The organism is Hahnella aquatica (SeqCode) (genome assembly GCF_965194505.1).
Lineage (GTDB): Bacteria > Pseudomonadota > Gammaproteobacteria > Burkholderiales > Burkholderiaceae_A > Hahnella > Hahnella aquatica.
The window spans coordinates 696,296-719,256 of the sequence record NZ_OZ239144.1 but is presented as its reverse complement, the minus strand read 5'-3'; the positions used below and the strand labels follow the sequence as shown (position 1 = coordinate 719,256).

General features: G+C 56.4%; 29 protein-coding genes. 15 read left to right on the top strand and 14 right to left on the bottom strand.

Features of this window, described 5'->3' with window-relative positions:
• Positions 1-28: 28 nt before the first annotated feature.
• Both AC8GDA_RS03755 and AC8GDA_RS03750 read left to right on the top strand, forming a co-directional pair.
• Positions 29-1,132 (top strand): MBL fold metallo-hydrolase, encoded by a 1,104-nt coding sequence (locus tag AC8GDA_RS03755; RefSeq protein ID WP_506556972.1) that lies wholly within the window; start codon positions 29-31, stop codon positions 1,130-1,132.
• Positions 1,129-3,342, top strand: a complete 2,214-nt coding sequence (locus AC8GDA_RS03750) for a TonB-dependent receptor plug domain-containing protein (RefSeq protein WP_506556971.1) — start codon at positions 1,129-1,131, stop codon at positions 3,340-3,342. Before AC8GDA_RS03755 ends, AC8GDA_RS03750 begins: the two co-directional genes overlap by 4 nt.
• A gap of 19 nt (positions 3,343-3,361) precedes the next feature.
• Here the strand turns inward: AC8GDA_RS03750 and AC8GDA_RS03745 are convergent, their stop codons facing one another.
• The 3 genes from AC8GDA_RS03745 to AC8GDA_RS03735 are packed head-to-tail and all read right to left on the bottom strand — an operon-like array spanning position 3,362 to position 5,139.
• Positions 3,362-3,775, bottom strand: coding sequence for an ExbD/TolR family protein (locus AC8GDA_RS03745; RefSeq protein ID WP_506556970.1), 414 nt, complete (start codon positions 3,773-3,775; stop codon positions 3,362-3,364).
• On the bottom strand, positions 3,775-4,458 hold the full coding sequence (locus AC8GDA_RS03740) for a MotA/TolQ/ExbB proton channel family protein (RefSeq protein WP_506556969.1): 684 nt from the start codon (positions 4,456-4,458) through the stop codon (positions 3,775-3,777). Before AC8GDA_RS03740 ends, AC8GDA_RS03745 begins: the two co-directional genes overlap by 1 nt.
• 3 nt (positions 4,459-4,461) lie before the next feature.
• Positions 4,462-5,139: an energy transducer TonB gene (locus AC8GDA_RS03735; RefSeq protein WP_506556968.1), complete on the bottom strand. Its 678-nt coding sequence runs from the start codon at positions 5,137-5,139 to the stop codon at positions 4,462-4,464.
• A 60-nt stretch (positions 5,140-5,199) separates the two neighbouring features.
• Between AC8GDA_RS03735 and AC8GDA_RS03730 the strand changes: the two genes are divergently transcribed.
• The 11 genes from AC8GDA_RS03730 (at position 5,200) to AC8GDA_RS03680 (ending at position 14,129) form a co-directional block, all read left to right on the top strand.
• A complete protein-coding gene (locus AC8GDA_RS03730; RefSeq protein ID WP_506556967.1) occupies positions 5,200-6,108 on the top strand; it encodes an NAD(P)-dependent oxidoreductase in 909 nt (302 codons plus the stop codon).
• A 136-nt stretch (positions 6,109-6,244) separates the two neighbouring features.
• Complete coding sequence (locus AC8GDA_RS03725) at positions 6,245-6,607, top strand: hypothetical protein (RefSeq protein ID WP_506556966.1); 363 nt, start codon at positions 6,245-6,247, stop codon at positions 6,605-6,607.
• A gap of 68 nt (positions 6,608-6,675) precedes the next feature.
• Positions 6,676-7,686: a TolC family protein gene (locus AC8GDA_RS03720; protein ID WP_506556965.1), complete on the top strand. Its 1,011-nt coding sequence runs from the start codon at positions 6,676-6,678 to the stop codon at positions 7,684-7,686.
• The gene (locus AC8GDA_RS03715) at positions 7,683-9,104 is read left to right on the top strand and encodes a multicopper oxidase family protein (protein WP_506557187.1); all 1,422 of its coding nucleotides are present in this window, start codon (positions 7,683-7,685) and stop codon (positions 9,102-9,104) included. The genes AC8GDA_RS03720 and AC8GDA_RS03715 overlap by 4 nt, the downstream gene beginning before the upstream one ends.
• A 24-nt stretch (positions 9,105-9,128) precedes the next feature.
• On the top strand, positions 9,129-9,647 hold the full coding sequence (locus tag AC8GDA_RS03710; RefSeq protein WP_506556964.1) for a cupredoxin domain-containing protein: 519 nt from the start codon (positions 9,129-9,131) through the stop codon (positions 9,645-9,647).
• On the top strand, positions 9,644-10,138 hold the full coding sequence (locus AC8GDA_RS03705) for a DUF411 domain-containing protein (protein WP_506556963.1): 495 nt from the start codon (positions 9,644-9,646) through the stop codon (positions 10,136-10,138). The genes AC8GDA_RS03710 and AC8GDA_RS03705 overlap by 4 nt, the downstream gene beginning before the upstream one ends.
• A gap of 2 nt (positions 10,139-10,140) precedes the next feature.
• Positions 10,141-10,425, top strand: a complete 285-nt coding sequence (locus AC8GDA_RS03700) for a copper-binding protein (protein ID WP_506556962.1) — start codon at positions 10,141-10,143, stop codon at positions 10,423-10,425.
• Between the two features lie 17 nt (positions 10,426-10,442).
• Positions 10,443-10,958 carry a TlpA family protein disulfide reductase gene (locus AC8GDA_RS03695; RefSeq protein WP_506556961.1) on the top strand — a complete coding sequence of 172 codons (516 nt, stop codon included), beginning with the start codon at positions 10,443-10,445 and terminating at the stop codon, positions 10,956-10,958.
• A 137-nt stretch (positions 10,959-11,095) separates the two neighbouring features.
• Positions 11,096-11,692 carry a GbsR/MarR family transcriptional regulator gene (locus AC8GDA_RS03690; protein WP_506556960.1) on the top strand — a complete coding sequence of 199 codons (597 nt, stop codon included), beginning with the start codon at positions 11,096-11,098 and terminating at the stop codon, positions 11,690-11,692.
• Positions 11,693-11,716: 24 nt separating this feature from the next.
• A complete protein-coding gene (locus AC8GDA_RS03685; protein WP_506557186.1) occupies positions 11,717-13,075 on the top strand; it encodes a cytochrome ubiquinol oxidase subunit I in 1,359 nt (452 codons plus the stop codon).
• A gap of 55 nt (positions 13,076-13,130) precedes the next feature.
• Complete coding sequence (locus AC8GDA_RS03680) at positions 13,131-14,129, top strand: cytochrome d ubiquinol oxidase subunit II (protein ID WP_506556959.1); 999 nt, start codon at positions 13,131-13,133, stop codon at positions 14,127-14,129.
• 116 nt (positions 14,130-14,245) lie between these two features.
• Here AC8GDA_RS03680 and AC8GDA_RS03675 read toward each other — a convergent pair whose 3' ends face one another.
• The 4 genes from AC8GDA_RS03675 to AC8GDA_RS03660 form a co-directional block, all read right to left on the bottom strand.
• Positions 14,246-14,662: an NINE protein gene (locus AC8GDA_RS03675; protein WP_506556958.1), complete on the bottom strand. Its 417-nt coding sequence runs from the start codon at positions 14,660-14,662 to the stop codon at positions 14,246-14,248.
• 90 nt (positions 14,663-14,752) lie between these two features.
• Entirely contained in the window at positions 14,753-15,331 is a 579-nt protein-coding gene (locus tag AC8GDA_RS03670; RefSeq protein WP_506556957.1) for an amidohydrolase family protein, read from the bottom strand.
• Positions 15,332-15,371: 40 nt separating this feature from the next.
• The gene (locus tag AC8GDA_RS03665) at positions 15,372-15,614 is read right to left on the bottom strand and encodes a hypothetical protein (protein ID WP_506556956.1); all 243 of its coding nucleotides are present in this window, start codon (positions 15,612-15,614) and stop codon (positions 15,372-15,374) included.
• Positions 15,615-16,028: 414 nt separating this feature from the next.
• Positions 16,029-16,214, bottom strand: a complete 186-nt coding sequence (locus tag AC8GDA_RS03660; RefSeq protein WP_506556955.1) for a hypothetical protein — start codon at positions 16,212-16,214, stop codon at positions 16,029-16,031.
• Between the two features lie 242 nt (positions 16,215-16,456).
• On the opposite strand from AC8GDA_RS03660, the gene AC8GDA_RS03655 reads away from it, so the two are divergent.
• Both AC8GDA_RS03655 and AC8GDA_RS03650 read left to right on the top strand, forming a co-directional pair.
• Positions 16,457-17,185: a hypothetical protein gene (locus tag AC8GDA_RS03655; protein ID WP_506556954.1), complete on the top strand. Its 729-nt coding sequence runs from the start codon at positions 16,457-16,459 to the stop codon at positions 17,183-17,185.
• A 194-nt stretch (positions 17,186-17,379) separates the two neighbouring features.
• Entirely contained in the window at positions 17,380-17,874 is a 495-nt protein-coding gene (locus tag AC8GDA_RS03650) for a hypothetical protein (RefSeq protein WP_506556953.1), read from the top strand.
• Here the strand turns inward: AC8GDA_RS03650 and AC8GDA_RS03645 are convergent.
• From AC8GDA_RS03645 to AC8GDA_RS03615, 7 genes are all read right to left on the bottom strand, one after another.
• Positions 17,867-18,328: a lysozyme gene (locus tag AC8GDA_RS03645; RefSeq protein WP_506556952.1), complete on the bottom strand. Its 462-nt coding sequence runs from the start codon at positions 18,326-18,328 to the stop codon at positions 17,867-17,869. The genes AC8GDA_RS03650 and AC8GDA_RS03645 overlap by 8 nt on opposite strands.
• Positions 18,325-18,801, bottom strand: a complete 477-nt coding sequence (locus AC8GDA_RS03640) for a hypothetical protein (RefSeq protein WP_506556951.1) — start codon at positions 18,799-18,801, stop codon at positions 18,325-18,327. Before AC8GDA_RS03640 ends, AC8GDA_RS03645 begins: the two co-directional genes overlap by 4 nt.
• Positions 18,798-19,097, bottom strand: a complete 300-nt coding sequence (locus AC8GDA_RS03635) for a DUF6127 family protein (RefSeq protein WP_506556950.1) — start codon at positions 19,095-19,097, stop codon at positions 18,798-18,800. The genes AC8GDA_RS03640 and AC8GDA_RS03635 overlap by 4 nt, the downstream gene beginning before the upstream one ends.
• A 64-nt stretch (positions 19,098-19,161) precedes the next feature.
• Positions 19,162-20,529, bottom strand: a complete 1,368-nt coding sequence (locus tag AC8GDA_RS03630; RefSeq protein WP_506556949.1) for a radical SAM protein — start codon at positions 20,527-20,529, stop codon at positions 19,162-19,164.
• Entirely contained in the window at positions 20,516-21,625 is a 1,110-nt protein-coding gene (locus AC8GDA_RS03625) for an ATP-grasp domain-containing protein (protein ID WP_506556948.1), read from the bottom strand. The genes AC8GDA_RS03630 and AC8GDA_RS03625 overlap by 14 nt, the downstream gene beginning before the upstream one ends.
• Positions 21,622-22,314, bottom strand: coding sequence for a hypothetical protein (locus AC8GDA_RS03620; protein WP_506556947.1), 693 nt, complete (start codon positions 22,312-22,314; stop codon positions 21,622-21,624). The genes AC8GDA_RS03625 and AC8GDA_RS03620 overlap by 4 nt, the downstream gene beginning before the upstream one ends.
• A complete protein-coding gene (locus AC8GDA_RS03615; protein WP_506556946.1) occupies positions 22,311-22,955 on the bottom strand; it encodes a 2OG-Fe(II) oxygenase family protein in 645 nt (214 codons plus the stop codon). The genes AC8GDA_RS03620 and AC8GDA_RS03615 overlap by 4 nt, the downstream gene beginning before the upstream one ends.
• Positions 22,956-22,961 lie beyond the last annotated feature (6 nt).

Below are 22,961 nucleotides of genomic sequence, written 5' to 3'. Positions count from 1 at the left end.
TGCTTGTGACTCAACACAGTTAAGAGCCATGCCCTTCTCTTCCTTCCCGTCCCGCAGCCTTATGTCCATGCTGGCTGCAAGCCTTGTGCTCATGGGCTGCACAGCCATCCCCACAGACCCTGGCCCGGACAAGCCACATCACACACCCACCGGATTTCAGAACCTGCCTGGCGGCGGCGACAAGCCCGGTTTCAAGAGCTTCCTGAAATGGCAGTGGGAACGACTCGGCCGTGAGCTGACCCCCCAAGACGCAAGCAACGTTCCAAGGGTTGCCCTCGATCCCTCCGCACTCAAGGAGAAGTCGCCCGGCTGGACCATGACCTGGCTGGGGCATGCCAGCGTGCACCTGCAGGTCGACGGGCTCGCCATCCTGATCGACCCCGTCTTCAGCGCAAGGGCCTCTCCATTTGAGTCCATCGGGCCCAAGGCCCACAACCCCCCGCCCATCACGCTAAGGAACCTGCCACGGATCGATCTTGTGCTCATTTCGCACAACCACTACGACCACCTCGACGAGCAGACCGTTCGTGCGCTCGCCTCCCAGCCGGGCGGGCCGCCCACGTTCATCGTTCCTCTTGGCGTGGACCGTTACCTGCGTGACTGGGGCGTGACATCCATCAAGACCATGGACTGGTTCGACACGCAGACATTCGAGCGACCTTTGCATGCCAACGAGCCACTAACCTTGGAAATGATCCCAGCACACCATTGGAGTCGGCGAACACTCACGGACACCAACCAGACGCTCTGGGCCGGCTTCCGACTCTTCACACGAGAGATGAACCTCGTCTACACGGGCGACACTGGCTACAGCGCCATTTTTCGGCAGATGGCCAGCAAGTGGCCGCCTGTCGACTGGCTCTTGGCGCCCGTCGGCTGCTACGAGCCACGCTGGTTCATGGGCGCGCACCATGTAGACCCGGCCGAGGCCCAGAAGATTACCCAAGACCTTCGGGCCAAGAATGCCTTGGGCGTTCACTGGGGCGTTTTTCGTCTGTGTGATGAGACGGTTGAGCAGCCCCTCGCAGACCTCCGGAAGGTCCAAGAGTCACTGCCTGCGCAGGCCACTCGGATTCAAATGTGGGCCATCGGTGAGAGTCGGGCCCTGACTCCAGAGCCCAACAGGAAGTGATTAAACCAACGTCTCACGGGGTGCGCTGGTCCGTGCAGCACACCCTGAAACTTTCACCAACACATGCGCTGGTTCTAAGTGCTCTTGCCGCCCAGGTTGCATTGGCCCAAGCGCCCGCGCGCGAGTCCACCACCGCATCGACTACCCCGGCTGCTTCAGCATTGCCACAGAACGCTGGAGCGGAGTCGCGGCTTCGCGAGGTCACTGTTGTCGATGAGGCCGTCTCAGCTGATGACGAGCGACGCGACTCATCGACCACAAAGATTATTTTTGATCGCAGTCAGATCGAGAAGATTGATGCGGTGACTGTCTCCGACCTTCTCCGAGCACTGCCTGGGGTGAACCTGAGCCTTCCCCCGGTGGACGGGCGCAGGGGGCGTGGCCACTCGGGTCCGAGCGATCGGCTCATGCCAAGAATTGTCGTCGACGGCGAGCCCTTGGGTGGAGGACCGGGCGGGACCATGGCAACGCTTCGACTGCCCACCGAACTGATTGAACGCATCGAGATTATTCGCAACAGCACCGCTGAATTTCCGTCGGGTCCGGGCGGAACGGTGAACCTCATTCTGCGAGATGTGCCCCCTGAGAAAACCACGACCACCAAGTGGAGCGCGTCTCACGATGGGAGTGCCTTTGGGGGCCGCGCCAATGTGGTCTACGGGAATCGCGAGGGCGTGGCCGGAACCATACTCACCCTCTCGGTGGACGGCTCGCCGCAAACACTCAGACGCAGCAGCGCGGAACAGTCGGGGGCTGGCAGCACCACCGAGCGCGACGAGCAGTCAGGCCACAACCTCGGCCTGCATTTCATCTCTCGGTTTACGCAAGACCTGGGCCGCGGCGAGCAGCTCATCATCAGCCCAATGTTCTTCGGTAGTGAGCGACAAGTCGACACCCAGACCACCCTCACGGGGGGCACCATCTCGCGTGAGACGGATACAGACCGTGTCCGCCGTGGCAGCCTTCGAGTCTCAGGAGAATGGAAGAAGCGAACCGCGGGTGCAGGCGAGGCCAGTGTGAGAGGGACTGTTCATGTCGATGAGACCCAGGCAAGGGGCAGGCTGATCCGTTTCGATAACGCAGGGGGAGTGGACAGCGATTCAGCGACACGCAACCAAGACAGCGGCCGGGGCTTTGGGCTTGCTGCCAAGCGCAGCCTGCCCTTGGCCAACGACCACCTGGGAACGTTTGGATTTAATGCGCGATACCGAGCCGAGGATGAGCGCCGATCACAGCAAATCTCAGGCGCAACCTCGGTCGACTCAAGCGAGCGCAATCTTGCCCTCTGGGGTCAGGATGAATGGCAACTCAATAAGTCCCACACCCTCACCCCGGGCCTGCGACTGGAGACCTCGGAGAACCGAACCAAGAATGCAACCACGCAAGAGACCAAGACCAGTGCGACCAACGTCCTGCCCTCTCTGCATTGGCTGTGGCGACTCAATCAAGGTGCCAACCTTCGTGCCAGCCTGGCCCAGACACAGCGTCAACCAAGCATCTCTCAGATAAGTTCTGTCATTACGGAAGCTACTGGCGACAACGGACTGGCCAATCCCGATCGGTCGGGAAATCCGAATCTAAAGGCAGAGAAGACCACCACCTTGCAACTTGGTCTTGAGCGATTCCTGGAGAACAAACGCGGCTCGGGTGGCGCAAACCTGTACGTGCGGAACACCAGCAACAAGATACTCAGCCGAACCACACTCGAAGGCATTCGATATCTAGAGCGCCCAGTCAACGCCGCCTCTGCGAGGGACTACAGCCTGGTGTTCGACTTCAAACTCAAGCCCAAGGCAATCCAACGGTTGGAGCTCCAGGGCAATGCCTCCGCGAATCGGCTCGAAATTACAGATCGGTCGGGAGAGTTCGTACGTCAGGAGTCAGCTCGCTATGCAGCGAGTCTTGGCGGAGAATACAAGCTTGAGAATCAAAAAACGAGCCTGGGTGGCAACGTGAGTTGGAACTCATCCTTTAGCCGCGAGGCCTCCACCAACACCATCGTGAATGTGGGCAACAATCATCAGATCGACCTCTATGCCCTGCATCGGCTCGACGCGACATCCAATGTTCGCCTCTCGGTGAGCAATCTCACGGCACCCAATCGAACCACAATCAGTGAACGCTATGCCGCCGGGGCTCTTGATACCCGGGAGAGCAGCACCACCGAGGGCGTTCGCATGCTGATGCTCACCATTGAGAAGAAGTGGTGATCAGCCGAGAGCTGCACGACTACTTCGGGTCGGTCACAAACCCAATCCGAGTCAGCCCCACCTTGGAGGCCTCACTCATGAGTTCGGCCACCTTCTTATAAGCCGTGTTCTCATCGGCCCGAATGTGCAACTCGGGCTGAGGGTTGGCAGTCGATGCGCTCTGCATTTGAGCGGGCAGTTCACTCCAACTAAGTTTCTCTTTGTTCCAGTAGAGATCCCCCTTGGCATCGATCGAGACAGAGATGGTTTCTGGCTTGACCTCGTTGCGCTGGCTGTTCGCCTTGGGAAGATCCACCTTCACAGCATGGGTCATCAGCGGCGCGGTGACCATGAAGATGATCACAAGCACAAGCATCACATCGATGAGCGGCACCATGTTGATCTCGGGATTGGGCTGATTGCGCCCAGTCTTTGAGGAGATGTGAAAGGCCATTATCGAGGCTTGCTCCCTGTGGAAATCAGTACGAACAGGTCGTGGGAAAAACGCTCGAGCTGACCGCTGTAGAGCCGAGCCTGCCGCTGAAAGGCGTTATAGGCCAGCGCTGCAGGAATGGCCACGGCCAAGCCAAGCGCGGTCATGATCAGGGCCTCGCCCACGGGCCCTGCCACTTGGTCGAGCGAACTCTGCCCGCTCATGCCAATGCTGATGAGCGCGTGATAAATACCCCAGACCGTTCCAAAAAGTCCCACAAAAGGGGCGCTCGATGCGACCGACGCGAGCAGGGTCTGCCCATACTCCTGGCGGGCCGCCTCTTCATCGATGGCCTGCTGCAGGGCCCGACTCACCAGTTCACTGGGACTCTCTGAATCGATCAGCCCCGAACCCGGCGCAATGCGGCTGTACGCCGCGGCCGAGAGCGCATGGGCGGCAATCTGGGAGCGGGCATCGGGATGGTCGGCAATGAGCGCCCTAAGGTCGTCGATCGAGTTGGAGTTCTGGAATCGAGACAAGAAATCGGTGGCAGACAGCTTGGCCTTGCGTGCCCGCTGAATCTTACTCACGATGACGGTCCAGCTGGCCACCGACATCGCCAGGAGAATGATGAAGAGCGTCATGCCCACGGCATCAGTCTGCTCCAGGAAATGGCCAAGACCCATGGCCTGTGATGTCGACATGCGCTATCTCCGCAACTGAAATGAAACTGGTACCTGGACCCAGGCCGTGGTGGCCACGCTGCCCACCTTGGCTGGAACAAAACGCCACTTCGAAACCGCCGCCTCGGCCGCCTGATCGAGGCGAGGAAATCCGCTGGTCTGCAGCAACTGTATCTGTTCTGGGCTGCCTTGGCTGCTCACCAACACACGCAAGAGTACCTGCCCTTCCTCGCCGAGTCGCCTCGACATGGCGGGATACGCTGGTTTGGGATTGTTGAGATAGTCTGCATCAAACTGAGGCTGAATCACCTCGGCCAAGCCAGCCGCCTCCTTGCCCTGATCCCTCCGTTCGGCATCCACTGCGGAAGCAGCCTGGTCACGCGGTTTCTCCCTCTCGCGAGCAACCTCCAAGGGGGAAGGCCGACTAGACTCGGCCGCCATGATGCGCTTGGTCTGCTGGGTGTCGGGGCGCTTGGCGGCGGGCGGTGATGCTCTCGATTCAACAGCCTCTTGCTGAGACGCAATGATGCTGGCCATCATTGGTCTGACCCCGGAGACCTGGAGGTGCGCCTGATCAATCTCCAACCAAACCCAAGACAAGGCTACAGCGTGCAGGCCCAACGCAATGCCAAAGGCACGACCATTCAGCGAGGCCGAGGGCTGCTGAATGCGGGGAGTGGTTGGCGGGGCCAGCGTCGACATGAAGCTTCATTTTGTCAGAATAGGCTGCAACACTTATTTCAAATCAAGGGACCCAAAGACATGCCCAGCATCCAAGCAAAAAGTTATTCCTCCTGCCCGGCCACACGGGTCGCCTTCCTTGGCCTGGGCGTCATGGGCTTTCCCATGGCGGGCCACCTGGTGGAGGCCGGCCATCAGGTCACGGTCTACAACCGCTCAGCAGAGAAGTCCAAAGCATGGGCAGAGGAATTCGGAGGGGCCACTGCAGTCACTCCGGCAGAGGCCGCCGCCAAGGCCGACATGGTGTTCTGCTGCGTCGGTAATGACAACGACCTGCGAAGCGTGACCACTGGCCCCGATGGCGCATTCGCAGCCATGGCCAAGGGCGCGCTCTTCGTGGATCACACCACCGCCTCGGCGGAGGTTGCTCGGGAACTCAACGCCAAGGCAAGTGCGCTCGGCCTTGGATTTATGGATGCACCGGTCTCGGGTGGCCAGGCAGGTGCTGTCAGCGGCCAACTCACCGTCATGGTGGGAGGAGCCCAGTTACATTTCGATGCGGCCAAGCCCGTGGCAATGGCCTATTCAAAGGCATTCACACGCATCGGAGACTCCGGCAGTGGGCAGCTCGCGAAGATGGTCAATCAAATCTGCGTGGCCGGACTGCTTCAGGGCTTGGCCGAGGCCATTGCATTCGGCAAACGTGCCGGCCTGGACATGTCGTTGGTGCTTGAATCGATTAGCAAGGGTGCAGCCCAGTCGTGGCAGATGGAGAACCGTGGCCCCACCATGATTGAAGGAAAATTCGACTTTGGCTTTGCCGTGGACTGGATGCGCAAAGACCTGGAGCTCTGCCTGAGCGAGGCCCGCCGCAACCAAGCCAAACTTCCCGTGACCGCACTCGTGGATCAGTTCTACGCGGACATTCAAAGCCAGGGTGGCCGACGGCTCGACATTTCAAGCCTGATCACCCGACTCGAATCCCACTAGTGCTCGGACGGTGCGCCACAGGCAGGTGACAGACCCATGCGACGGGCAGCCTCAGAGCGGGGGTAAATTTCATGTCCTCTCCAGTGGGCTTTGGAGTTTACCCAAGCCATTAAAAAGGTTTACTCTTATTGCCAATATGAAGTTCGTTAATCGCCTTCTCACCATACTGTTGCTGATAAGCCTGCCCCTTCAGGGTCAGGCGGCTGCGGCCATGACCTGTCACGGATCGGCCCCGACCGACCTTGGGTCGCACGTGAGCGCGCATGGTGCGCATGCATCGCAGTCGGCGGTTGCTGCCGATCCGATCGCCAGCAACCCGGCCACAGCCCATGCCGGCGCCTGCGCCCTCTGTGCCGCAACCTGCTTCATGGCGTACGGGCTGCCGGCCCAAGCCTCTCTCACGTTCACCGAAGCAGCATTCCACCGCCCAAGCCCGGGGCCCACCGCAGACTTTGCCAGCGTGGTGCTCGAGGGCTTGCTAAGACCTCCTCGCATCTAAAAGACAGCGTCACAGGGCTTCCCGTGCCCTTCACGGGGAGCAGTTGTCTGATGTCTTGAGGAGTCACCATGAAACACCTGCTTGTATGGATGTTATTCGCCCTGCTTGGGTCGAGCCGGCTTGCCATGGCCGATCCCGTGGAGGATTGGCGCCAGGCGAACGAGCGAGTTGATCAGGCCGGCGGCTGGAAGGCTTATGCCCGGGAGATTGCGGCGGATACAGCCCAGCCAGCCACCGACAGTTCTTCACCCAAGAACCCGCTTTCGCTGCAGATGGCGATTTCACGCGCACTCGCACTGGATCCCGGTCTTGAGCAGTCCCTCGCGCGCATCTCGCGCAACCCAGCCGACTATCTTTTGCTGCGTGACCAAGACCGGTCGGCACTCAGCCATGAGGCGCGACTGATCGCCCAGGTGAGTGGGCTCTACCACTTGGCTGTGGCTGCCCAGGAGCGCGTTGCCCACCGACAGCAGGTGGCCGAAGTGGCCTCTGTTGCTGCAGAGCTTGCCACGCGCATGCGCAAGGTTGGAAACCTCAATCTGCTGCATCAGGCCGAGGAGCAATTGTCTTCCGCTCAGACACAGAAGTCGCTGTCGGAGGCGCGGGTGGCGGCGGGTGCCGCGCGGGAAGCCCTGATTCGACGCCTTCAGCTCGATGCCCAGGCAACAGACTTTGCGCTTCCGAGCCGGCTGCCCGATGCACCGCCCCAGCCAGCCCTCCCCTCGCCCACAGATGCAGCCCTCCTGCGTGTGCAGGTCAGTCACCCTGAGACCATTGCACTGCAATCCGCTGTGCGGGAGGCGATGCTCGCGCGCGACGAAGCCTTCTCCCAGGTTCAGCATCACCGCCAAGAGATTCTTCCTTTGCAGAAGCGAATCTCTAGTGAACACCTGCTGCATTACAACGGAATGATCATCGGCGTTTTCGAACTGCTCAAGGATGCCAAGCATCAGACCGAGGCGGTCGAAGGCTACCTTCGGGCGCTCTCCTCTTATTGGCAGGCCGAACACGCCCTCACACCCAAGATCTTCGCGCTGCGAGAGCAACTCGCACAGACCAGGAGAGACGCATGGAAATGACAAGACGACGTGCACTGCTCACCGGCGCAGCTGCCTCTGCCACGCTCGCGGCCACCGCCGTGAGCCGGGTGGCGATGGCAGCATTGCCCGAGCCAGTATTGCAAACGAGCCCGCAGACGCAGGCGCCCCTGATGCCCAGTTCCGGCCGACCCTACAACCCGGTTGTCACCCTCAACGGATGGACACTCCCCTGGCGGATGAACAACGGCGTCAAGGAGTTCCACCTGGTGGCCGAGCCGGTGGTTCGAGAGATGGCGCCTGGCTTTAAGGCGCACCTGTGGGGCTACAACGGGCAATCCCCGGGCCCCACCATTGAGGTGGTCGAGGGTGACAAGGTGCGGATCTTCGTGACCAATCGTCTTCCTGAACACACCTCCATCCACTGGCATGGGCAGCGCCTTCCCAACGGCATGGATGGTGTCACCGGCCTGAACCAGCCGGGCATTCCTGCCGGCAAGACCTTTGTCTACGAGTTCACCGCCAGACGGCCGGGCACCTTCATGTATCACCCCCATGCCGATGAGATGACCCAGATGGCCATGGGAATGATGGGCTTTTGGGTGACACATCCGAAGACCAAGCATCCCCTCATCGAGAACGTGGACCGAGACTTCTGCTTTCTGCTCAATGCCTACGACATCGACCCGGGCAGCTACACCCCCAAGATCATGACCATGCTGGACTTCAACATCTGGTCTTGGAACAGCCGAGTCTTTCCCGGCATCGACTCGCTTCATGTCCGGCTCAATGACCGCGTTCGGATCCGGTTTGGCAACCTCACCATGACCAACCATCCCATTCACTTGCATGGCCATGAGTTCGAGGTCACAGGCACCGATGGAGGACCCCGACCCAAAGCCATGCGAAGCCCTGAGGTCACCACAGACGTTGCAGTGGGTCAGATGCGACAGATCGAGTTCATCGCGAACGAGGAGGGAGACTGGGCCTTTCATTGCCACAAGTCACACCACACCATGAATGCCATGGGCCACGACGTGCCCACGCTGATTGGCGTGGACCACACAGGGCTGGCCAAGCGCATAGGCCGGCTTATCCCGGATTACATGGTGATGGGTGAACGCGGGATGGCCGACATGGCCGAAATGGAGATGCCACTGCCCGAGAACACAGCGCCCATGATGACGGGTGAGGGGCCTTACGGCTCGGTGGAGATGGGCGGCATGTTCAGTGTTGTCAAGGTGCGACGGGACCAAAAGCCCGGCGACTACAGCAACCCAGGCTGGTACAAGCAGCCGCCACGCACCCAGGCCTTCGAGTGGAAGGGCAGCCCTCTCGCGACCCCGGCCCGATCAGGCCATGCAGGCCAGGGCGCCATGCCCCGGCGCGACACCCAAGAGATTGAGGTCAAGGTTCAGAAGCCAGGCAAGTCGGCCGGTGGTCATGGCCATCAGCATTAAGCAAACAACAGAAAGGACATTCGCATGAAAAACTATTCAGCCATTTTTGCGTTCACACTGACGGCGGGAACGCTGATCGCGAGCGTTCCTCACGAGGCGCTCGCCCACGGCAACGCCCATCACGGATCGCAGACACGGTCGTATGCTCAGGTCGCTCCGGCAGAGCAGACGGCCTGGGGCATTGCCGGAGATCCGGCCAAGGTGAGCCGGGTGATCAAGGTCGACATGAGCGATGCCATGCGATTCTCACCGGAGGTCATCCAAATCAAGAGGAATGAGACCATTCGCTTTGAAGTGAGCAACAGCGGCAAGGTGATGCACGAAATGGTGATCGGCACACAGAAGGAACTTGATACCCATGCCGAGATGATGAAGAAGCATCCAAACATGGAACACGACGAGGCCTACATGGCACACGTGGGCCCAGGTGAGAAGGGGGAGATCGTCTGGCACTTCAACCGTGGGGGTGAATTCGACTTTGCCTGCCTCGTGGCAGGGCACTACGATGCAGGCATGCGCGGAAAGATTCGGGTGAGCCCATGAGCAGCCCATTGGCAAGACGCCGACTCCTAACAGGCTTGGGACTGGCCTGCTTGGGGGCAGCGGCAATGCCATCCTTGGGCATTGCCCAATTCAACAAGCCGCTGGTCGAGGTCTGGAAGTCGCCCACCTGCGGCTGCTGCGCCGATTGGATGAAGCACCTCGAGGCCAATGGCTTTCAGGTGAAAGGCTACGACGTCGGGAACAATGCAAAGCGCATTGAGGTCGGCATGCCCAAGGAATATGCCTCCTGCCACACAGCCCTCGTCAATGGCTATGTGGTCGAGGGGCATGTGCCCGCCAGAGAGATTCATCGTCTTCTGAAGGAGCGGCCCAAGGCCATTGGACTGTCCGTTCCAGAGATGCCCATTGGGTCACCCGGCATGGACGGACCCGAATACGGCGGCCAGGTCGACCCGTATGACGTGTTGCTTGTCAAAGGTGCCGGGCGGGCAACCGTCTTTGCCGCCTACCGACCCAAGAAAGGAGGTTGATCGTGAAGACCATTTCAAAGGCCTTGGCCAGTCTGCTTCTGGCTGGCGTCTGTTCCTCCGCCATGGCGGAATGGGCCACCGGAGAGATTCGTCGGCTCGACCCAGAGAACAAACGGCTCACCATCAAGCATGGGGAGATCCCCTCCTTGGACATGCCACCGATGACCATGGTGTTTTATGTGTCGGATGCCACCATCCTCAATGGCCTGCAGGTGACCGATCAGATTGAGTTCCAGGCAGCGGTCGAAGGGAAGAGGAATATGGTCACAGCCATCCGCCGGAAGTGATACCGTCACCAATACGCATGGCATCCCGACTCCTCCCTCTCTTTTTCATTGCATTGGGCCTGGCCTCAGCGCCGGTGCTTGCCCAGCCTTCGTCTCAGAATTCGCCCGCGCCCATCGCGCTCGAGATCGGAAAAGTGGCAGTGCTGCCCGACATCCAACTGATGGATGGACGCGTCTGGAAGCAGTCCGAGGCTGTCGGTAAGGTCGTCATCATTGAGATCTGGCATACCCGTTGCCCCTTCTGTGCGAAACAGAATCCTTTGCTCAATGCCTTCTATTTGAAACACCGGCACCGCGGGCTTGAGGTCATTGCGGTCAGCACAGACAAGTCGCGCGACGATGTACTGGCCTATGTGAAGAAGAACCGCTACGCCTTTGACGTCGCCATGGCGAGCCCAGACTGGATGTCGACCTACAAGGCCCGTCGGGGCCTGCCCCAGCTATTCGTCCTGGATCGTCGTTCGGTGGTGAGGGCCATTGAGCTGCGGGAGATGTTCCCCGACGACATCGAGGACTTGATTCGCTTCCTGTAAGGCCCCGCCTTTATCTCTGGCGGGGCAAAACACACCTCTTCATAAACCGCCTAAGTTTTTGATGGGCAGGCGAATCAAGCACTTCCTTATATTTCAGTCATTTCTGAAAATTCAGAATTTTCGGTTAGAATAGGGACATGCCTATTTCTGATCAAATTCCGCCCTTGAATCGCGAGTTCATCGCCCATTTCGGTGAAATGGGCAGCAAGTGGGGCATCAACCGCACGGTGGGTCAAATTTACGCGCTGCTCTATGTGTCGCCGCAGGCTTTGAATGCCGATGAGATTGCCGAAGCGTTGGCATTCTCGCGCTCCAATGTCAGCATGGGCCTCAAGGAGTTGCAGGCCTGGCGGTTGGTGCGTTTGCGTCACCAAGCGGGTGACCGGCGAGAGTACTTTGAGGCACCGGCGGACGTGTGGGAAATCTTTCGGGTGCTGGCCGAGGAACGCCGCCGCCGCGAAATTGAGCCAACGCTGACCATGCTGCGAACCGCCTTGCTCGAGACGCCCACCACCGACGCAGAGCGACATGCACAGCAGCGGATGCGCGAAATGCACGACCTGATTGATCGCCTCATGACCTGGTTTGACGACGTGCAAAAGCTCGCGCCCGAGACCGCCATGCAGCTCATGGGCATGGGCGCCACGGTGACCAAAGTGCTCGAATTCAAAGACCGTCTGACCGGTCGATCACCCAAAGCAACGGGCGTTGGCTCCGAAAGTCAAACCTCGTAAATTCATAGGAAAGCCCCCATGGACATCGACGCACTCATCCTTTCTCGTATCCAGTTTGCTGCGAACATCAGCTTCCACATCCTATTCCCAACCATCACCATCGCGCTGTGCTGGTTCTTGTTGTTCTTCCGTCTGCGCTTCGCCCGCACTCGGGATGTGGCTTGGGAAGAGGCCTACTATTTCTGGACCAAAGTGTTCGCGCTCACCTTTGCGCTGGGGGTGGTCTCAGGCATTGTGATGAGCTTCCAGTTCGGCACCAATTGGCCAGGCTTCATGGAACGCACAGGCAATATTTCAGGGCCACTGCTGGGCTATGAGGTGCTGACAGCGTTTTTCCTGGAGGCCAGCTTCCTGGGCATCATGCTGTTCGGTCGAGGCAGGGTGAGCGAGCGGGTGCACTTGGTGGCCACTTTTTTGGTCGCCTTTGGTACCACCATGTCGGCCTTCTGGATCCTGAGCCTGAACTCCTGGATGCACACCCCGGCAGGTTTCGAAATCGTCAACGGTCAGTTCATCCCCACCGATTGGCTGGCGGTGGTCTTTAACCCTTCATTCCCCTACCGGTTTGCCCACAAGTTGCTCGCTTCAGCACTGACCGCGTCGTTTTTGATCGCTGGGCTGTGCGCCTGGCAACTGCTCAAAGGCAGCGCGACGCGCGGTACCCACAAGGCCATGCGTGCGGCCATCTTCACCGCTGCTTGCGTGATGCCGCTGCAGTTCCTCGTGGGGGACATGCACGGCCTCAACACACTGGAGCACCAACCGGCCAAGGTCGCCGCCATGGAGGGCATCTGGGAAACCGAGCGCGGCGCACCGCTGACGCTGTTTGGCATTCCGGACCAAGAAGCACGCACCACCAACTACGCGGTCAAGATTCCCAAAGTCGCCAGCCTGATCTTGACCCATGAGTTGGACGGCGAAGTCAAAGGGATCAACGAATTTGAAGGTGCGCACCCACCCGTGGCGCCGGTGTTTTACGCCTTTCGCGTGATGGTGGGCGTGGGTTCGTTGATGCTGTTGGTCGCCGGTTTCACCGCCTGGCGCTTGTGGCGCCAGCGCGGGCAGTCGGAAGTGGTGCTGCCCAGGCCCCTGCTATGGGTGCTGTCGGGCATGGCATTTTCTGGCTGGATCGCCACGCTGGCGGGCTGGTACGTGACCGAGATCGGTCGCCAGCCCTTCCTGGTGTATGGCTTGATGCGCACCAGCGAAGCCGCCACCACTTTGCCGCCGCCTTACATTGCGCTCACCTTAACGGCCTACCTGGTGGTCTACGGCTTGCTGTTGGTCACTTACGTCGGCGTCTTGAAGTACATGGCCGAGAACCCCAAAGAACACAAACATGAAGCACCCACGGGTGCCTTGTTGGGCAAAGCAGGGGTGTGATGCACCGCTCCCTGTTGCCCTGTACCTGAAAGTGAAATGAACTTGAAAGGCGACCATGACTTGGGCTGAATTTCTGCCACTGTTTTTCTTGGCTGTGATGGGGTTGTCCCTGCTGGCCTATGTAATTTTGGATGGTTACGACCTGGGTGTTGGCTTACTGCTCTTGCAAGCGACCGACGCCGAGAAGGACATCATGATCGCCAGCATCGGCCCCTTTTGGGACGCCAACGAGACTTGGCTGGTGCTGGGCGTGGGCGTGTTGTTGATCGCCTTTCCGATGGCCCATGGCTTGGTGCTGCAAGCGCTTTACCTGCCGGTGGCAGTGATGCTGATCGGGTTGATTTTGCGCGGTGTAGCGTTTGATTTCAGGGTGAAAGCACCACTGCGCTACAAGTCGTTCTGGAACCGCGCCTTTTTCGTTGGCTCGCTCATGGCCAGTGCGTCGCAAGGGTGGATGCTGGGCAGTTACATCACCGGCTTTGCAAATGGATCTCTGGGTTGGGCATTTAGCCTGGGAATCGCCATTACATTGCCCGCCGCTTATGTGTTGCTGGGCTCGGGCTGGTTGATCATGAAAACCGAAGGCGATCTGCAGCAAAAAGCAGTGCGCTGGGCTCAGCGCGTGCTGTGGCCCATGGCAGGTGCCTTGCTGGCCATATCAGCGGCCACGCCGCTGGTGAAGGAGAGCGTATTGGAAAAATGGTTTGGTGTGCCGCAGGTATTTGCCCTGCTGCCGGTCCCCCTCATGTGCGCCCTGGCGTTTTTTGCCATGCGTTGGGTGCTCATGCGTCCGAACCTGGTGAACGCGGGTTACGGCTGGTTGGTGATTGCCAATACCGTTCTTATTTTTGTGTTGGCCTTCTTCGGCTTGGCCTACAGCATCTTTCCCGACATTGTGATTGGCCGCATGACGGTGTGGGAGGCTGCCATCAGCACCGCGTCGCTGAATGTGATTTTTGTGGGTGTGGCTATCACGCTGCCGGTGATCATCGCTTACACGGTCTTCATGTACCGAGTGTTTTGGGGCAAGGCGACCGCGCTGAAGTACGGCTGAACATGAGGCGCAATATCCAAGTGCCTTATGTCACGAGGCTGTGACGCCTCTCGAAAACGCCGAGAAAGAGACTTGTAGAGGCTAAATTATTGATTTTTTGAGGTTTAACTAACTTGCTACAAGTACGTCGCCTTCTTGGCTTCGTACTCTTCTCTAGTCAGAACGCCTTTCTCAAAGAGTGCATGGAGTTTTTCGAGTTGATCCAGTTCGTTGTGAATACCACCGGACTTCGATACAGACAATGTTGAAGCCAAGACCCCTAGCCTCTCATTCTCCTCAGTGACAATCTTGTAGGTGAAGAACGCATCAAGTAGCCACCAAATTCCCCATATGGCCAAGAAGATGTAGCCGACCAACAGGATTAGCGTCACAACACCGATGGCGAACAAAAGAAGTTGTGCAAGGCCCGTCTTGACCCGACCGAGGTAGAGCCTATGAACGCCAGCCCAACCCAGAAACCACCAGAGTAAATAGGCGACGATTACATTTTTACCCGTTAGGTTCACTTGTATGGAAGTTGTTTTCTCAGTCATTTCTGATTCCCGTAACTAAGTACTTATTCGTTGTGAGTTGTTTGCTTCCAAATCCTTGTTTCTTCAAGTTCACCGGCCCCCCTTAGGGGGTCACAGTCTTGGGAGATTGAAGTGTTCGACTGCATTCTCATAGGCTACTCTTCGCAGAGTGTTTGGAGTGAGATAGGGCAGAAAATCCCTTCTAATCTCTTCAACCATCTCTCCATACCTACGATCAAACCCACAGCAGGGGTCGGTACCGACAAGAAATCGAGTTGGATGCCGCTCGATCAACTCGACCCATTCAGGTCGAAGGCCGTTGCGTGTAAATATGCGGCCTCCGTCGAGGTGGCCGTGAACTGGGCCTTGTGCGGAAATCTCGCAGACCACGTTCGGATGCCTGTCAAAGAGTCTTCCTAAAAGATGGGGGGGCGTGGCCGGCAAGCAATGCGAGAGGATTGTGAGCGCCTTGGGATAGCGCTCAGCCATGACCGAGATCTCCTCATATCCACCAAAGATTCCGCCCATTGAGTGGATCTGAACGAATCCCCCGTACTGACTCGCCAACTCATACATCTTGTTAATGACGGGGCTGTCTAGAGGAATGCTTCGCTCGAAACTGGGGTCGAATTTGTTTTTATTCTTGACGTGGATCTCACCAAATCCCTTGAGTTTTCCGTCTTTGAACAACTGCTCCGCCGTTCGGAACAACTCATTGAATGCAGATTGATCAAGTATCGAAAGCCCACTCTCCCCTCGGCCCTTGAAGACGGGGGTAGATCCCCGAGGAAAGGTAGTTAATCGTCCAGTTGACGACGTCTGCTTTTTGCTCAGGCGTCTGCGCTTCTGCCAGCTTTACCTGGTAGGTCTCAACCTCCTGAAGGGCGCGCTCCAGAGTTTTTCTGGCCGCCTCAATCGCCTCTGAAGCGCGATCCTCGGCAAGCCTCTGCGCCCAATTTGTTTTGTTAATCATTAATTGCTCCGTGATAGCTGACAGCTCTATTCACGCTCTAAAAGCATGAAAAGCCAAGTCAAATGATTGGGTTGGAGATGAACCCCAGAACACCACACCAACTAACCCCCGTTCAATCAGTACGCCCCGGAACACCCCATTTTTGAGAGGCGTACCTAGCCTTGCTCAGGTCAACAGGTTTTGAGCAGAAAGCGGTTTGAGCACGGTTTTGGGGGTGTTTTCGGCGGGGCGAGGTCAACAGCCCAAAGCAAAAAGCCCCGCGTAGTGCGGGGCTCCGGGCATGCTCATGTGACCACGAGCAAGTTAGTATAGGTAATTTTGGCGGGCCAGCAGAGGTCGCTTCGCTAACTTGCTGAGGTCAAAATAAATCAAGTTCTGGTGGGGTCGGGGATTCGAACCGAGCCCGTAACCGCCTCACTTGTCCGGGGTCTTAGTCTCGCTGACATCAGGCTCCAACACGACCGGATAAGTCCTTACCCGGGAAAGGCTCTTGAACAATTCGCGCTCCTTGTCACGCCTTGCCTGCTCCCGCTGCTGATCAGTCTGGCTAGCCTTGGGATCGTCGTCGTTGATCGCCTGATTTTCTTCGTCACCGCTCATTTCAACTCCCCAAGACCGTTAGACTTCCAAACAGGACCGCGATCAGATCAATGATGCCGATTCAGATGATCCAAGTAAATACAGGCGTGAGTAGCCCAAAAAAACGTCTTCCGGGCTAACTCCTCTAACTCATTACTCGAGTTTGGGTGCCCCGGTGTCTCACCAGATCAGCCAGACAGAAATACAAACTACGGGCGCATAAACACTTGCTTCTCAGGAGCCGGTTGATAGAAAATGGTTCGATGCCGATACAGTTTATAACTATTGGAAGCGCGTTAGCGATAGCGGGCTACCTTATTTCAAGCACTGCTCATGCTGGGCTGGCAAGCCGAATCGCTTCCGAAGTCGCGCCAGTCATCGGATCCAAAGTATCCCGCAAGGCGGTCCATGAGCAGAATAAAGAGTCGCTTCCCAAATCCGAGTTTGACCGACTGTCGAACTCGATACCAGCGGATTTAACGGAGAAACAAGGCAAGAGCGCTTCGGTTTTAATCAGTGTTGTCTACCGTTACCGACTAGGAAATACACTGCCTCCGGAACAAAGAGTCTCGAATTCCGACTTCAAGACTCTGACCTCTCGTTTCTCTGACAAGGTCCCCAAAGCAGAGAAATCTAAGATTGAGCCTGTTGTCAGACTTCATATGTTTTGCCAGCGTCAGGCGGAACTGTACATCACAAGCCTACTTCCGGATGCGCAGCAATCAGGTGGAGCGTCCTCTCAGGCCGAGCATGCAAATAACCTAAGACGTTGCTCAAGCCGAATGAGTCAGCTTCCCGGAGTTCCTTCAGACTTTTCGATGGGCTACTCTGAGATATTGAAGAAGTTTGAATCAGCCGAAATGAAGGCAAACCTTAGAGCTTTGAAGCCTGGTGACTCTGCATTGACCAGCGTCTCCTTGATGGTAAAAGGACTCAAAACGGTCCGAGAGCAAATGGACTCGGACTTTCAATCAATTTTCCCCAGGAATTAGGAGCCACTATGTTCAGCCCACTTCGATCAATCTTCCTTGCCGGTTTTTTTTCTCTGAGCGCGTCGCTCCAGGCTAATACTCTCGTGGACATAAGCCCTTTTCAGGTCGCTAGCTACACAAATAGCTTTACAAAGGGATTTGATCTCAGGGTAGACATGCAAATATCGGATTCAGGTCAAGTTACAAATGCGGCAATGAACATTCAACAAAGCATCGGAAAGTCGACGAAAAGATTTGGACAGGACTGGATTGGTGTTCAATTGACTGGGGACATGGTCATTCAAGCAGAGAAAATGGAAGTACGTTTTTTAGACCTTTATGACCCCAAGACAAAGCAGCTTCGCCACTCAATTGATCTGAGTGACGACACGGTGACAAGCTATCAGTGGGTTAATGTACCGACGTCCATGCAACCTGGGCAACGACTGAAGGTTGGGACCCTCACCGAAAAAGATAAGTCAGGGAAAATCATCCTAATGGGCGACGTAGAGTTTTTGCTGGCTAAAGTTAGTAGTGGATTCGAGTTCTGCACAATCGAGACAAGCAATAACCTAGAATCTAAAGAGCGAGAAATGACTAAGGACTGTGATCAGTTTGACTCCAACAAGAAAATTACTGGGTCAGCTATCGAGGTAAGACTTGGAACTCAATCCACTACAACTGGCACAGGAAAAATCCGATTCAAATAGATCGCATTAGTATTGCTTCATCTCGCCGCCGGGCGATCAACCCCGGAAGCACCTTACCCCCTCCATACACCCAACGCCCCAACTCGTTAGCTGCTGCGGCCCAATCCCTTTGGTTGACCCTGCGACGCAGCGTGGAGGTCTGAAGCCTACCCGCACCGAGATTGAACGTGAAATCAACGATCGCAGCCAGCCGCCCTTCTGGTTCGGCCGCCAAGACAGGGCAGAACCTCAACGTCGCTGCCAAAGCGCTTCGTAGGTCCTCCCGCAGGAAGGTCTCAGCCTGATCCATGCTGACCGGGGGATGTTGCGGTGAACAAAGCCTCCCGTACCCGATCGTCCAGTACCCCGCCGGGCAGATGTAGGGGTGAGCCTTGGCTGGGTCGTTTTTCGGGACTCGATGGAAGCCCTCAAAACGCTTTGCGAGCTCAATGGCCGCCTGAGGGACCTCAATCATGAGCGTATCCGTTCGAACACGCGGCCGAGGAACCAGAAGTTCAACACTCCTGCCCACAGGGCCTGATCGGCATCAGTCCAGGCGTGAATTGCCGAGTCGGTCCAGCCAGCACCCGCGTTTAATGCACCAACAAAGGCGGCTGTCTTTGCAGCGCAGTAAAGCGCCATGAACCAGTATGTGATCACCGGGCGCACGCTAGTCGAGAGGGCATCAGCCCAACGGACCCCAGAGCGCTGACCTTGGGCATGAATGGACTCCTTGAGCGCATCCAGTGCACCGGTACTCCATGCGAGATCGGCTGCAGCGCCAATTTCCGACATGCGCTGAGCGCCGCGAAGCTTTTCAAACTCAATAGCTTTGTCTTGCATCGCTAGTTCATGTCTGCGCTCTCCCTTGCGATCGAGCCACTTGAGTACCTCGGGCGCGAGACGAAACGCACCGCCTAGTAATCCGCCAAGTAGTGTCTCGATCATTGTCCGCCTCCGTAGATCTTCAATTTGATGGCCAGCCCCACGATCAGCGCCGCAAGGATTCCCGTTGTCACTACCTTGACCGTTGTTTGCCACGCGGTCTGGCGGGCCTGTCGCCAAGCCTCAATCAAGCTACGTAGGTCACGAATGTCTGCTGCGGCGTGGCCATTCTCAAGGCCCAGGTGGGCTAGGCATCTCTCGGCGCCACGCTCAGCGGCCCGGGTCAATAGATCATCAAGATCCTCGGTTCGAATGCTTATCAAGCCAGCTGTCTCGGTTGTTGAATACTTGTCTGTCATGCGATCTCCAAAGAAAAATGCCCGCTCTGGCATAACCAGGCGGGCGATTTAGATAGTTGGCTATTTATGCGGGTACGAGTGGGATGATCTTTTTGCGGGGCGATGGAGTAACGGGGACACCGTTTAGACCCCAGATGTCTTTTCTGTCCTCACGCTGCGGGCCTTCTATGTAAACCAAGATTGACCCGGTAACGCTTTCCATGGCGGCAGCGAAAATAGCGATATTGTCGGCAAACGCATTGTTACAAGCAGCCTCCCAAAGGTCACCCTGCAAGAACATACATGCCCCTTTGCAAAGATGAATTACGGGGCAATTGGGACACTCTGACCGATCGGACCAATGCGTTGCAGTAGATACTGAAACAGAATTCAAATCGCTTACATGCCCGACTTTATGAGATTGACCATTCGGCGCGGTGGCCGAAGCAGAGACGTTTTGGCAGGTCAGAACATTTCCATGGAGGTCCACGGCGAGATTGTCAGGCTGATCCATGCCACATTTTTGGGCCACTTCGGCTAAACGAGTTCCCTGACGCAATGAATCAATGAAACCCTCAAACTTGGCGGCGACCCCATGAAAATTTGTCGCTTTGCCTTTCCGGATCTCCCCGTACGTGCTTCGCGAAAAATTTACCTCCGAAAGACGGTCTGGCAGCGAACATGCGAGCCCACCAGAATCATAGGGGTCAATGAACATGCCCTCTCCGATGGGAACATGAGGATCACCAGTGGCTTCGACAAAAAAACGCTGGATGTCCTCTCGAGACGTGTTACCTGCATGCAGCATTGAGTTAAAAGAGATCCGATTCTTGGGCCTTAGCTTGCTGTAGAGATCCAAGATGGCAAAGCGACTGGAAGGATCTTTTAACGGATCAGGGCCGCGGGCGTTCTGTGCAGGCCCATCGTGAGAAATTGAGACCACAAATCCCATCTTGACAAGCCAATCGTTCTTTTCGATGTCAAGTAACGAGCCATTCGTGATCACGCTGAACTTGACGCTCGGATACTTCTGCTTGATACGCTCGGCCAAGGGTTTCAGCGTTTTCCAATACACAAAAGGCTCACCCCCCCAGAACTCCACCCGAACTCCTGAACCTAAACCATTTTTCCCCCCTGAGAACCACGAGGGCAAGAGTCGCAAAAAGTCGTCAACGGCATCCTTGGCAGACACCTCAGCTCTTGGGACATACTTTTGGTTGCAATAACTACATTCGAAATTACAGTTCAGGCCGAGCTGTATTTTTAGTACTCGAATGTCTTTTTTCCCAGGCTCAATTCGTGCAGGCTTAATCGGCTTACTTGGATCCAGCGGAAGTGTCTTTAGAACAGCTCCGCCATCCTCCCATCTCAACGAGCTAAGCTCTGAGTCGTAATAGGCAATCGAACGGGTCTTTCCTTCATCTCCTTCGAAGTAGAGCTTAAACAGCGCCATTCAAGACCTCCGTCTCAATTCGATACTCTTGCCAATAACGCATGCAATCCGTCTCCTGCTGCGCCTCAGAGATGAAGAGGTAATCCTTGTATGCAACGTCATAGGGCCGACTAGAATCAAAGGCCCTAGATGATGGTCCTGGGAAAATCGCGGGATGTCGCCCAAGGTCGGGGATTACGCCACGCGCAAGCTTTTCGAGTGGGATCTTTCCTATGCAAAAATGCTTTGGGCGCACCTCGAGGGGAGCGTGCCTGATCCCAAGAAGAGACTCCAAATAACGGCTGAACCAGTCTGGTTCACGGGCCTCGCAGTATTGGGCGAACAGAGTTCCATGGCGCAGGTTAAAGTCTATGGGCATCAACTTGCCTCCGACATCAATTGCCTGCACGTAGAGCAGGCCTGCACCGAACTCAGCCGCACTCGCTAAGTGTCTAAGCTTTTCCTCAAGGATCGCCCAGCCTATGTGGGTTGGATTAAACAAGCAAAACTGAATCCAGTAAGTCGGCTCAACGCAGTGCATATAGCAGCGCCCAAATATTCGCACGGCACCATCGAATGTCTTAAGCACATGGATCCCCCAAATATCGGGGTTGTCGTGGTACTGCATGACTAAAAAACGCCCATAGTTTGGGTTAGGTGTTTGCTGCTGAAGCCAGAAATGGGCCGCTTGTTGGGAGTGCTCCAGCCACTCGCTGAACGCGAACACCGAATCAAACACCTTGTATCCCCACGGTTCATTGCAGAAGGCACCGCTACTCGTCGTTGGCTTAACAATGACACGCCCCTTGAGCCCGGAGTTCAACAAATCCGCCTTGTTCATCGGAACGATCCAGTCCGGTATCTCAAGGCCCCTCTCTTTAGCGAACTGATACGCCAATGCTTTATTGAACAGAGTGCTCACCAAGTTCAGGGACATTGCATTGATACCCAGCCGCTCATTCAGAGTCGCGGCTTCGATTGCAACAGAGTCCGAGGTTGGGATGCAGTAGTGCGTGAACCGCTCTGGGATCTCCAGCCTAGCCTTCATAACGGCAGCTTCAAGGAGTGCTTTCTTGCTAAGACTGTCTGCACTAGAGGAACTGAGCACATTGATCATGCGCCGCTCCTTGACTTCTTATAGCTGCCGACTAACTCCCTGAGGTACCGCTTATCATTCACTATGCTGTCGATGTCTGCCGGTGTAGCTGAAGCGAACTCGCGCATCTTTAATTTGAATCCCTCTGCCCATGACGGCATAGCGGACTGCTGATCGAGCATTGAAAAAACCAGCTCGCTTAGCAAATCCACCTGTTTCTCAAGGCCAGCAACCGAATCGTTAATGTTTAGAAGTGCCATCAGTTCACGCTTTGCAAGCCAGCGTTGGTTAAACGGTTCCGCCTCCTCGCAGTGATGCGCAATGATTCCGAGGCGACCGGTTTTCTCCGTTTCGACAGAGTGCGGTAGATCGGTCACGCAAAACTGATTCAGAAGAAGGACCGAGTCCGCTAGGTTCTTGGCAAAAAACACCACTGCGATTGGGCCCGTAGCGTCATAACGATGACCATAAAGGGTCGCCATGGACATCAGCCCTTCACGGGTTTCAATGATGAAGCGAGAGTCGATCGAGATAGTGCGGCTTTCCGAGTGGGACCAGATGTAGTAGCGGTACGAGAGCGGTTTGAAATCTTGGCGCCAAGGAATGTCCTTTTCACCAACTTTGTGTCCAGTGTCAGTCTCAACGAGTACGGGGTACTCCTCCTCGAGTACCCCCATTGGGGGTGCGAAGTCTCTTAGCACGACTTTCATAGATTGCTCCAATCAATACGGGTGGAAGATTTGGTCACGACGGATACAAAAGAAGCGATGCAGACACGCGAGTGAGATGTGCCGCCGGGAACCGTGAAATGGGGGAGATAACCTGGAAAGACAGCGAGCGTGCCAGCATCAAAGCCAAATGGTTGATGCGTCTTTTCGCCTTTGTGGAATTTGTCCCAGGCTGCATTTCCCCTGGGAGCGTGAAAGGCTATTTGCCCGCCACGATAAGGCGCAAACCCCGCGTACAGAAGATCTTGATCAGAGTCGGCACATGCTTCAGGGTAGTAGGTGAGCGCAAGAAAGCACTCATTGTGCGAGTGCGAGGGTAACGCCCGGTACCCCGGATGAACATTGATCGACCAGTCCTGCCAAAAATCAAAAATCTCAAAGATTCTCGGGTCGTAGATCTCTTCGAGATACCTCTTTATTCCTTGCTTAAAAATGCTGTCAAGCGTTTCATAGATCGGGTCAGTACTCTTGTTAACTAGACTCGTTCTATTTAAAACCTCGCTTCTTTCAAACTCGCCACTACGACAGACATCCGCAATAACTTTGTTAAAAAGGTCGTTACTGTGCGTGTCATAGATTCGAACCGGTGCGCCTTGTATCTGAAGTGATTGAACAATGTCCATGTCGAG

Bases quoted from the DNA above. Each gene is read 5' to 3' on its own strand.
- AC8GDA_RS03745 (WP_506556970.1), bottom strand. From the start codon at position 3,775: ATGGCCTTTCACATCTCCTCAAAGACTGGGCGCAATCAGCCCAATCCC.
- AC8GDA_RS03620 (WP_506556947.1), bottom strand. From the start codon at position 22,314: ATGAAAGTCGTGCTAAGAGACTTCGCACCCCCAATGGGGGTACTCGAG.
- AC8GDA_RS03725 (WP_506556966.1), top strand. From the start codon at position 6,245: ATGAAGTTCGTTAATCGCCTTCTCACCATACTGTTGCTGATAAGCCTG.
- AC8GDA_RS03625 (WP_506556948.1), bottom strand. From the start codon at position 21,625: ATGATCAATGTGCTCAGTTCCTCTAGTGCAGACAGTCTTAGCAAGAAA.
- AC8GDA_RS03710 (WP_506556964.1), top strand. From the start codon at position 9,129: ATGAAAAACTATTCAGCCATTTTTGCGTTCACACTGACGGCGGGAACG.
- AC8GDA_RS03640 (WP_506556951.1), bottom strand. From the start codon at position 18,801: ATGATCGAGACACTACTTGGCGGATTACTAGGCGGTGCGTTTCGTCTC.
- AC8GDA_RS03660 (WP_506556955.1), bottom strand. From the start codon at position 16,214: ATGAGCGGTGACGAAGAAAATCAGGCGATCAACGACGACGATCCCAAG.
- AC8GDA_RS03630 (WP_506556949.1), bottom strand. From the start codon at position 20,529: ATGGCGCTGTTTAAGCTCTACTTCGAAGGAGATGAAGGAAAGACCCGT.
- AC8GDA_RS03715 (WP_506557187.1), top strand. From the start codon at position 7,683: ATGACAAGACGACGTGCACTGCTCACCGGCGCAGCTGCCTCTGCCACG.
- AC8GDA_RS03645 (WP_506556952.1), bottom strand. From the start codon at position 18,328: ATGATTGAGGTCCCTCAGGCGGCCATTGAGCTCGCAAAGCGTTTTGAG.
- AC8GDA_RS03655 (WP_506556954.1), top strand. From the start codon at position 16,457: ATGCCGATACAGTTTATAACTATTGGAAGCGCGTTAGCGATAGCGGGC.
- AC8GDA_RS03690 (WP_506556960.1), top strand. From the start codon at position 11,096: ATGCCTATTTCTGATCAAATTCCGCCCTTGAATCGCGAGTTCATCGCC.
- AC8GDA_RS03665 (WP_506556956.1), bottom strand. From the start codon at position 15,614: ATGATTAACAAAACAAATTGGGCGCAGAGGCTTGCCGAGGATCGCGCT.
- AC8GDA_RS03755 (WP_506556972.1), top strand. From the start codon at position 29: ATGCCCTTCTCTTCCTTCCCGTCCCGCAGCCTTATGTCCATGCTGGCT.
- AC8GDA_RS03740 (WP_506556969.1), bottom strand. From the start codon at position 4,458: ATGTCGACATCACAGGCCATGGGTCTTGGCCATTTCCTGGAGCAGACT.
- AC8GDA_RS03730 (WP_506556967.1), top strand. From the start codon at position 5,200: ATGCCCAGCATCCAAGCAAAAAGTTATTCCTCCTGCCCGGCCACACGG.
- AC8GDA_RS03615 (WP_506556946.1), bottom strand. From the start codon at position 22,955: ATGGACATTGTTCAATCACTTCAGATACAAGGCGCACCGGTTCGAATC.
- AC8GDA_RS03720 (WP_506556965.1), top strand. From the start codon at position 6,676: ATGAAACACCTGCTTGTATGGATGTTATTCGCCCTGCTTGGGTCGAGC.
- AC8GDA_RS03695 (WP_506556961.1), top strand. From the start codon at position 10,443: ATGGCATCCCGACTCCTCCCTCTCTTTTTCATTGCATTGGGCCTGGCC.
- AC8GDA_RS03735 (WP_506556968.1), bottom strand. From the start codon at position 5,139: ATGTCGACGCTGGCCCCGCCAACCACTCCCCGCATTCAGCAGCCCTCG.
- AC8GDA_RS03680 (WP_506556959.1), top strand. From the start codon at position 13,131: ATGACTTGGGCTGAATTTCTGCCACTGTTTTTCTTGGCTGTGATGGGG.
- AC8GDA_RS03650 (WP_506556953.1), top strand. From the start codon at position 17,380: ATGAACATTCAACAAAGCATCGGAAAGTCGACGAAAAGATTTGGACAG.
- AC8GDA_RS03705 (WP_506556963.1), top strand. From the start codon at position 9,644: ATGAGCAGCCCATTGGCAAGACGCCGACTCCTAACAGGCTTGGGACTG.
- AC8GDA_RS03675 (WP_506556958.1), bottom strand. From the start codon at position 14,662: ATGACTGAGAAAACAACTTCCATACAAGTGAACCTAACGGGTAAAAAT.
- AC8GDA_RS03635 (WP_506556950.1), bottom strand. From the start codon at position 19,097: ATGACAGACAAGTATTCAACAACCGAGACAGCTGGCTTGATAAGCATT.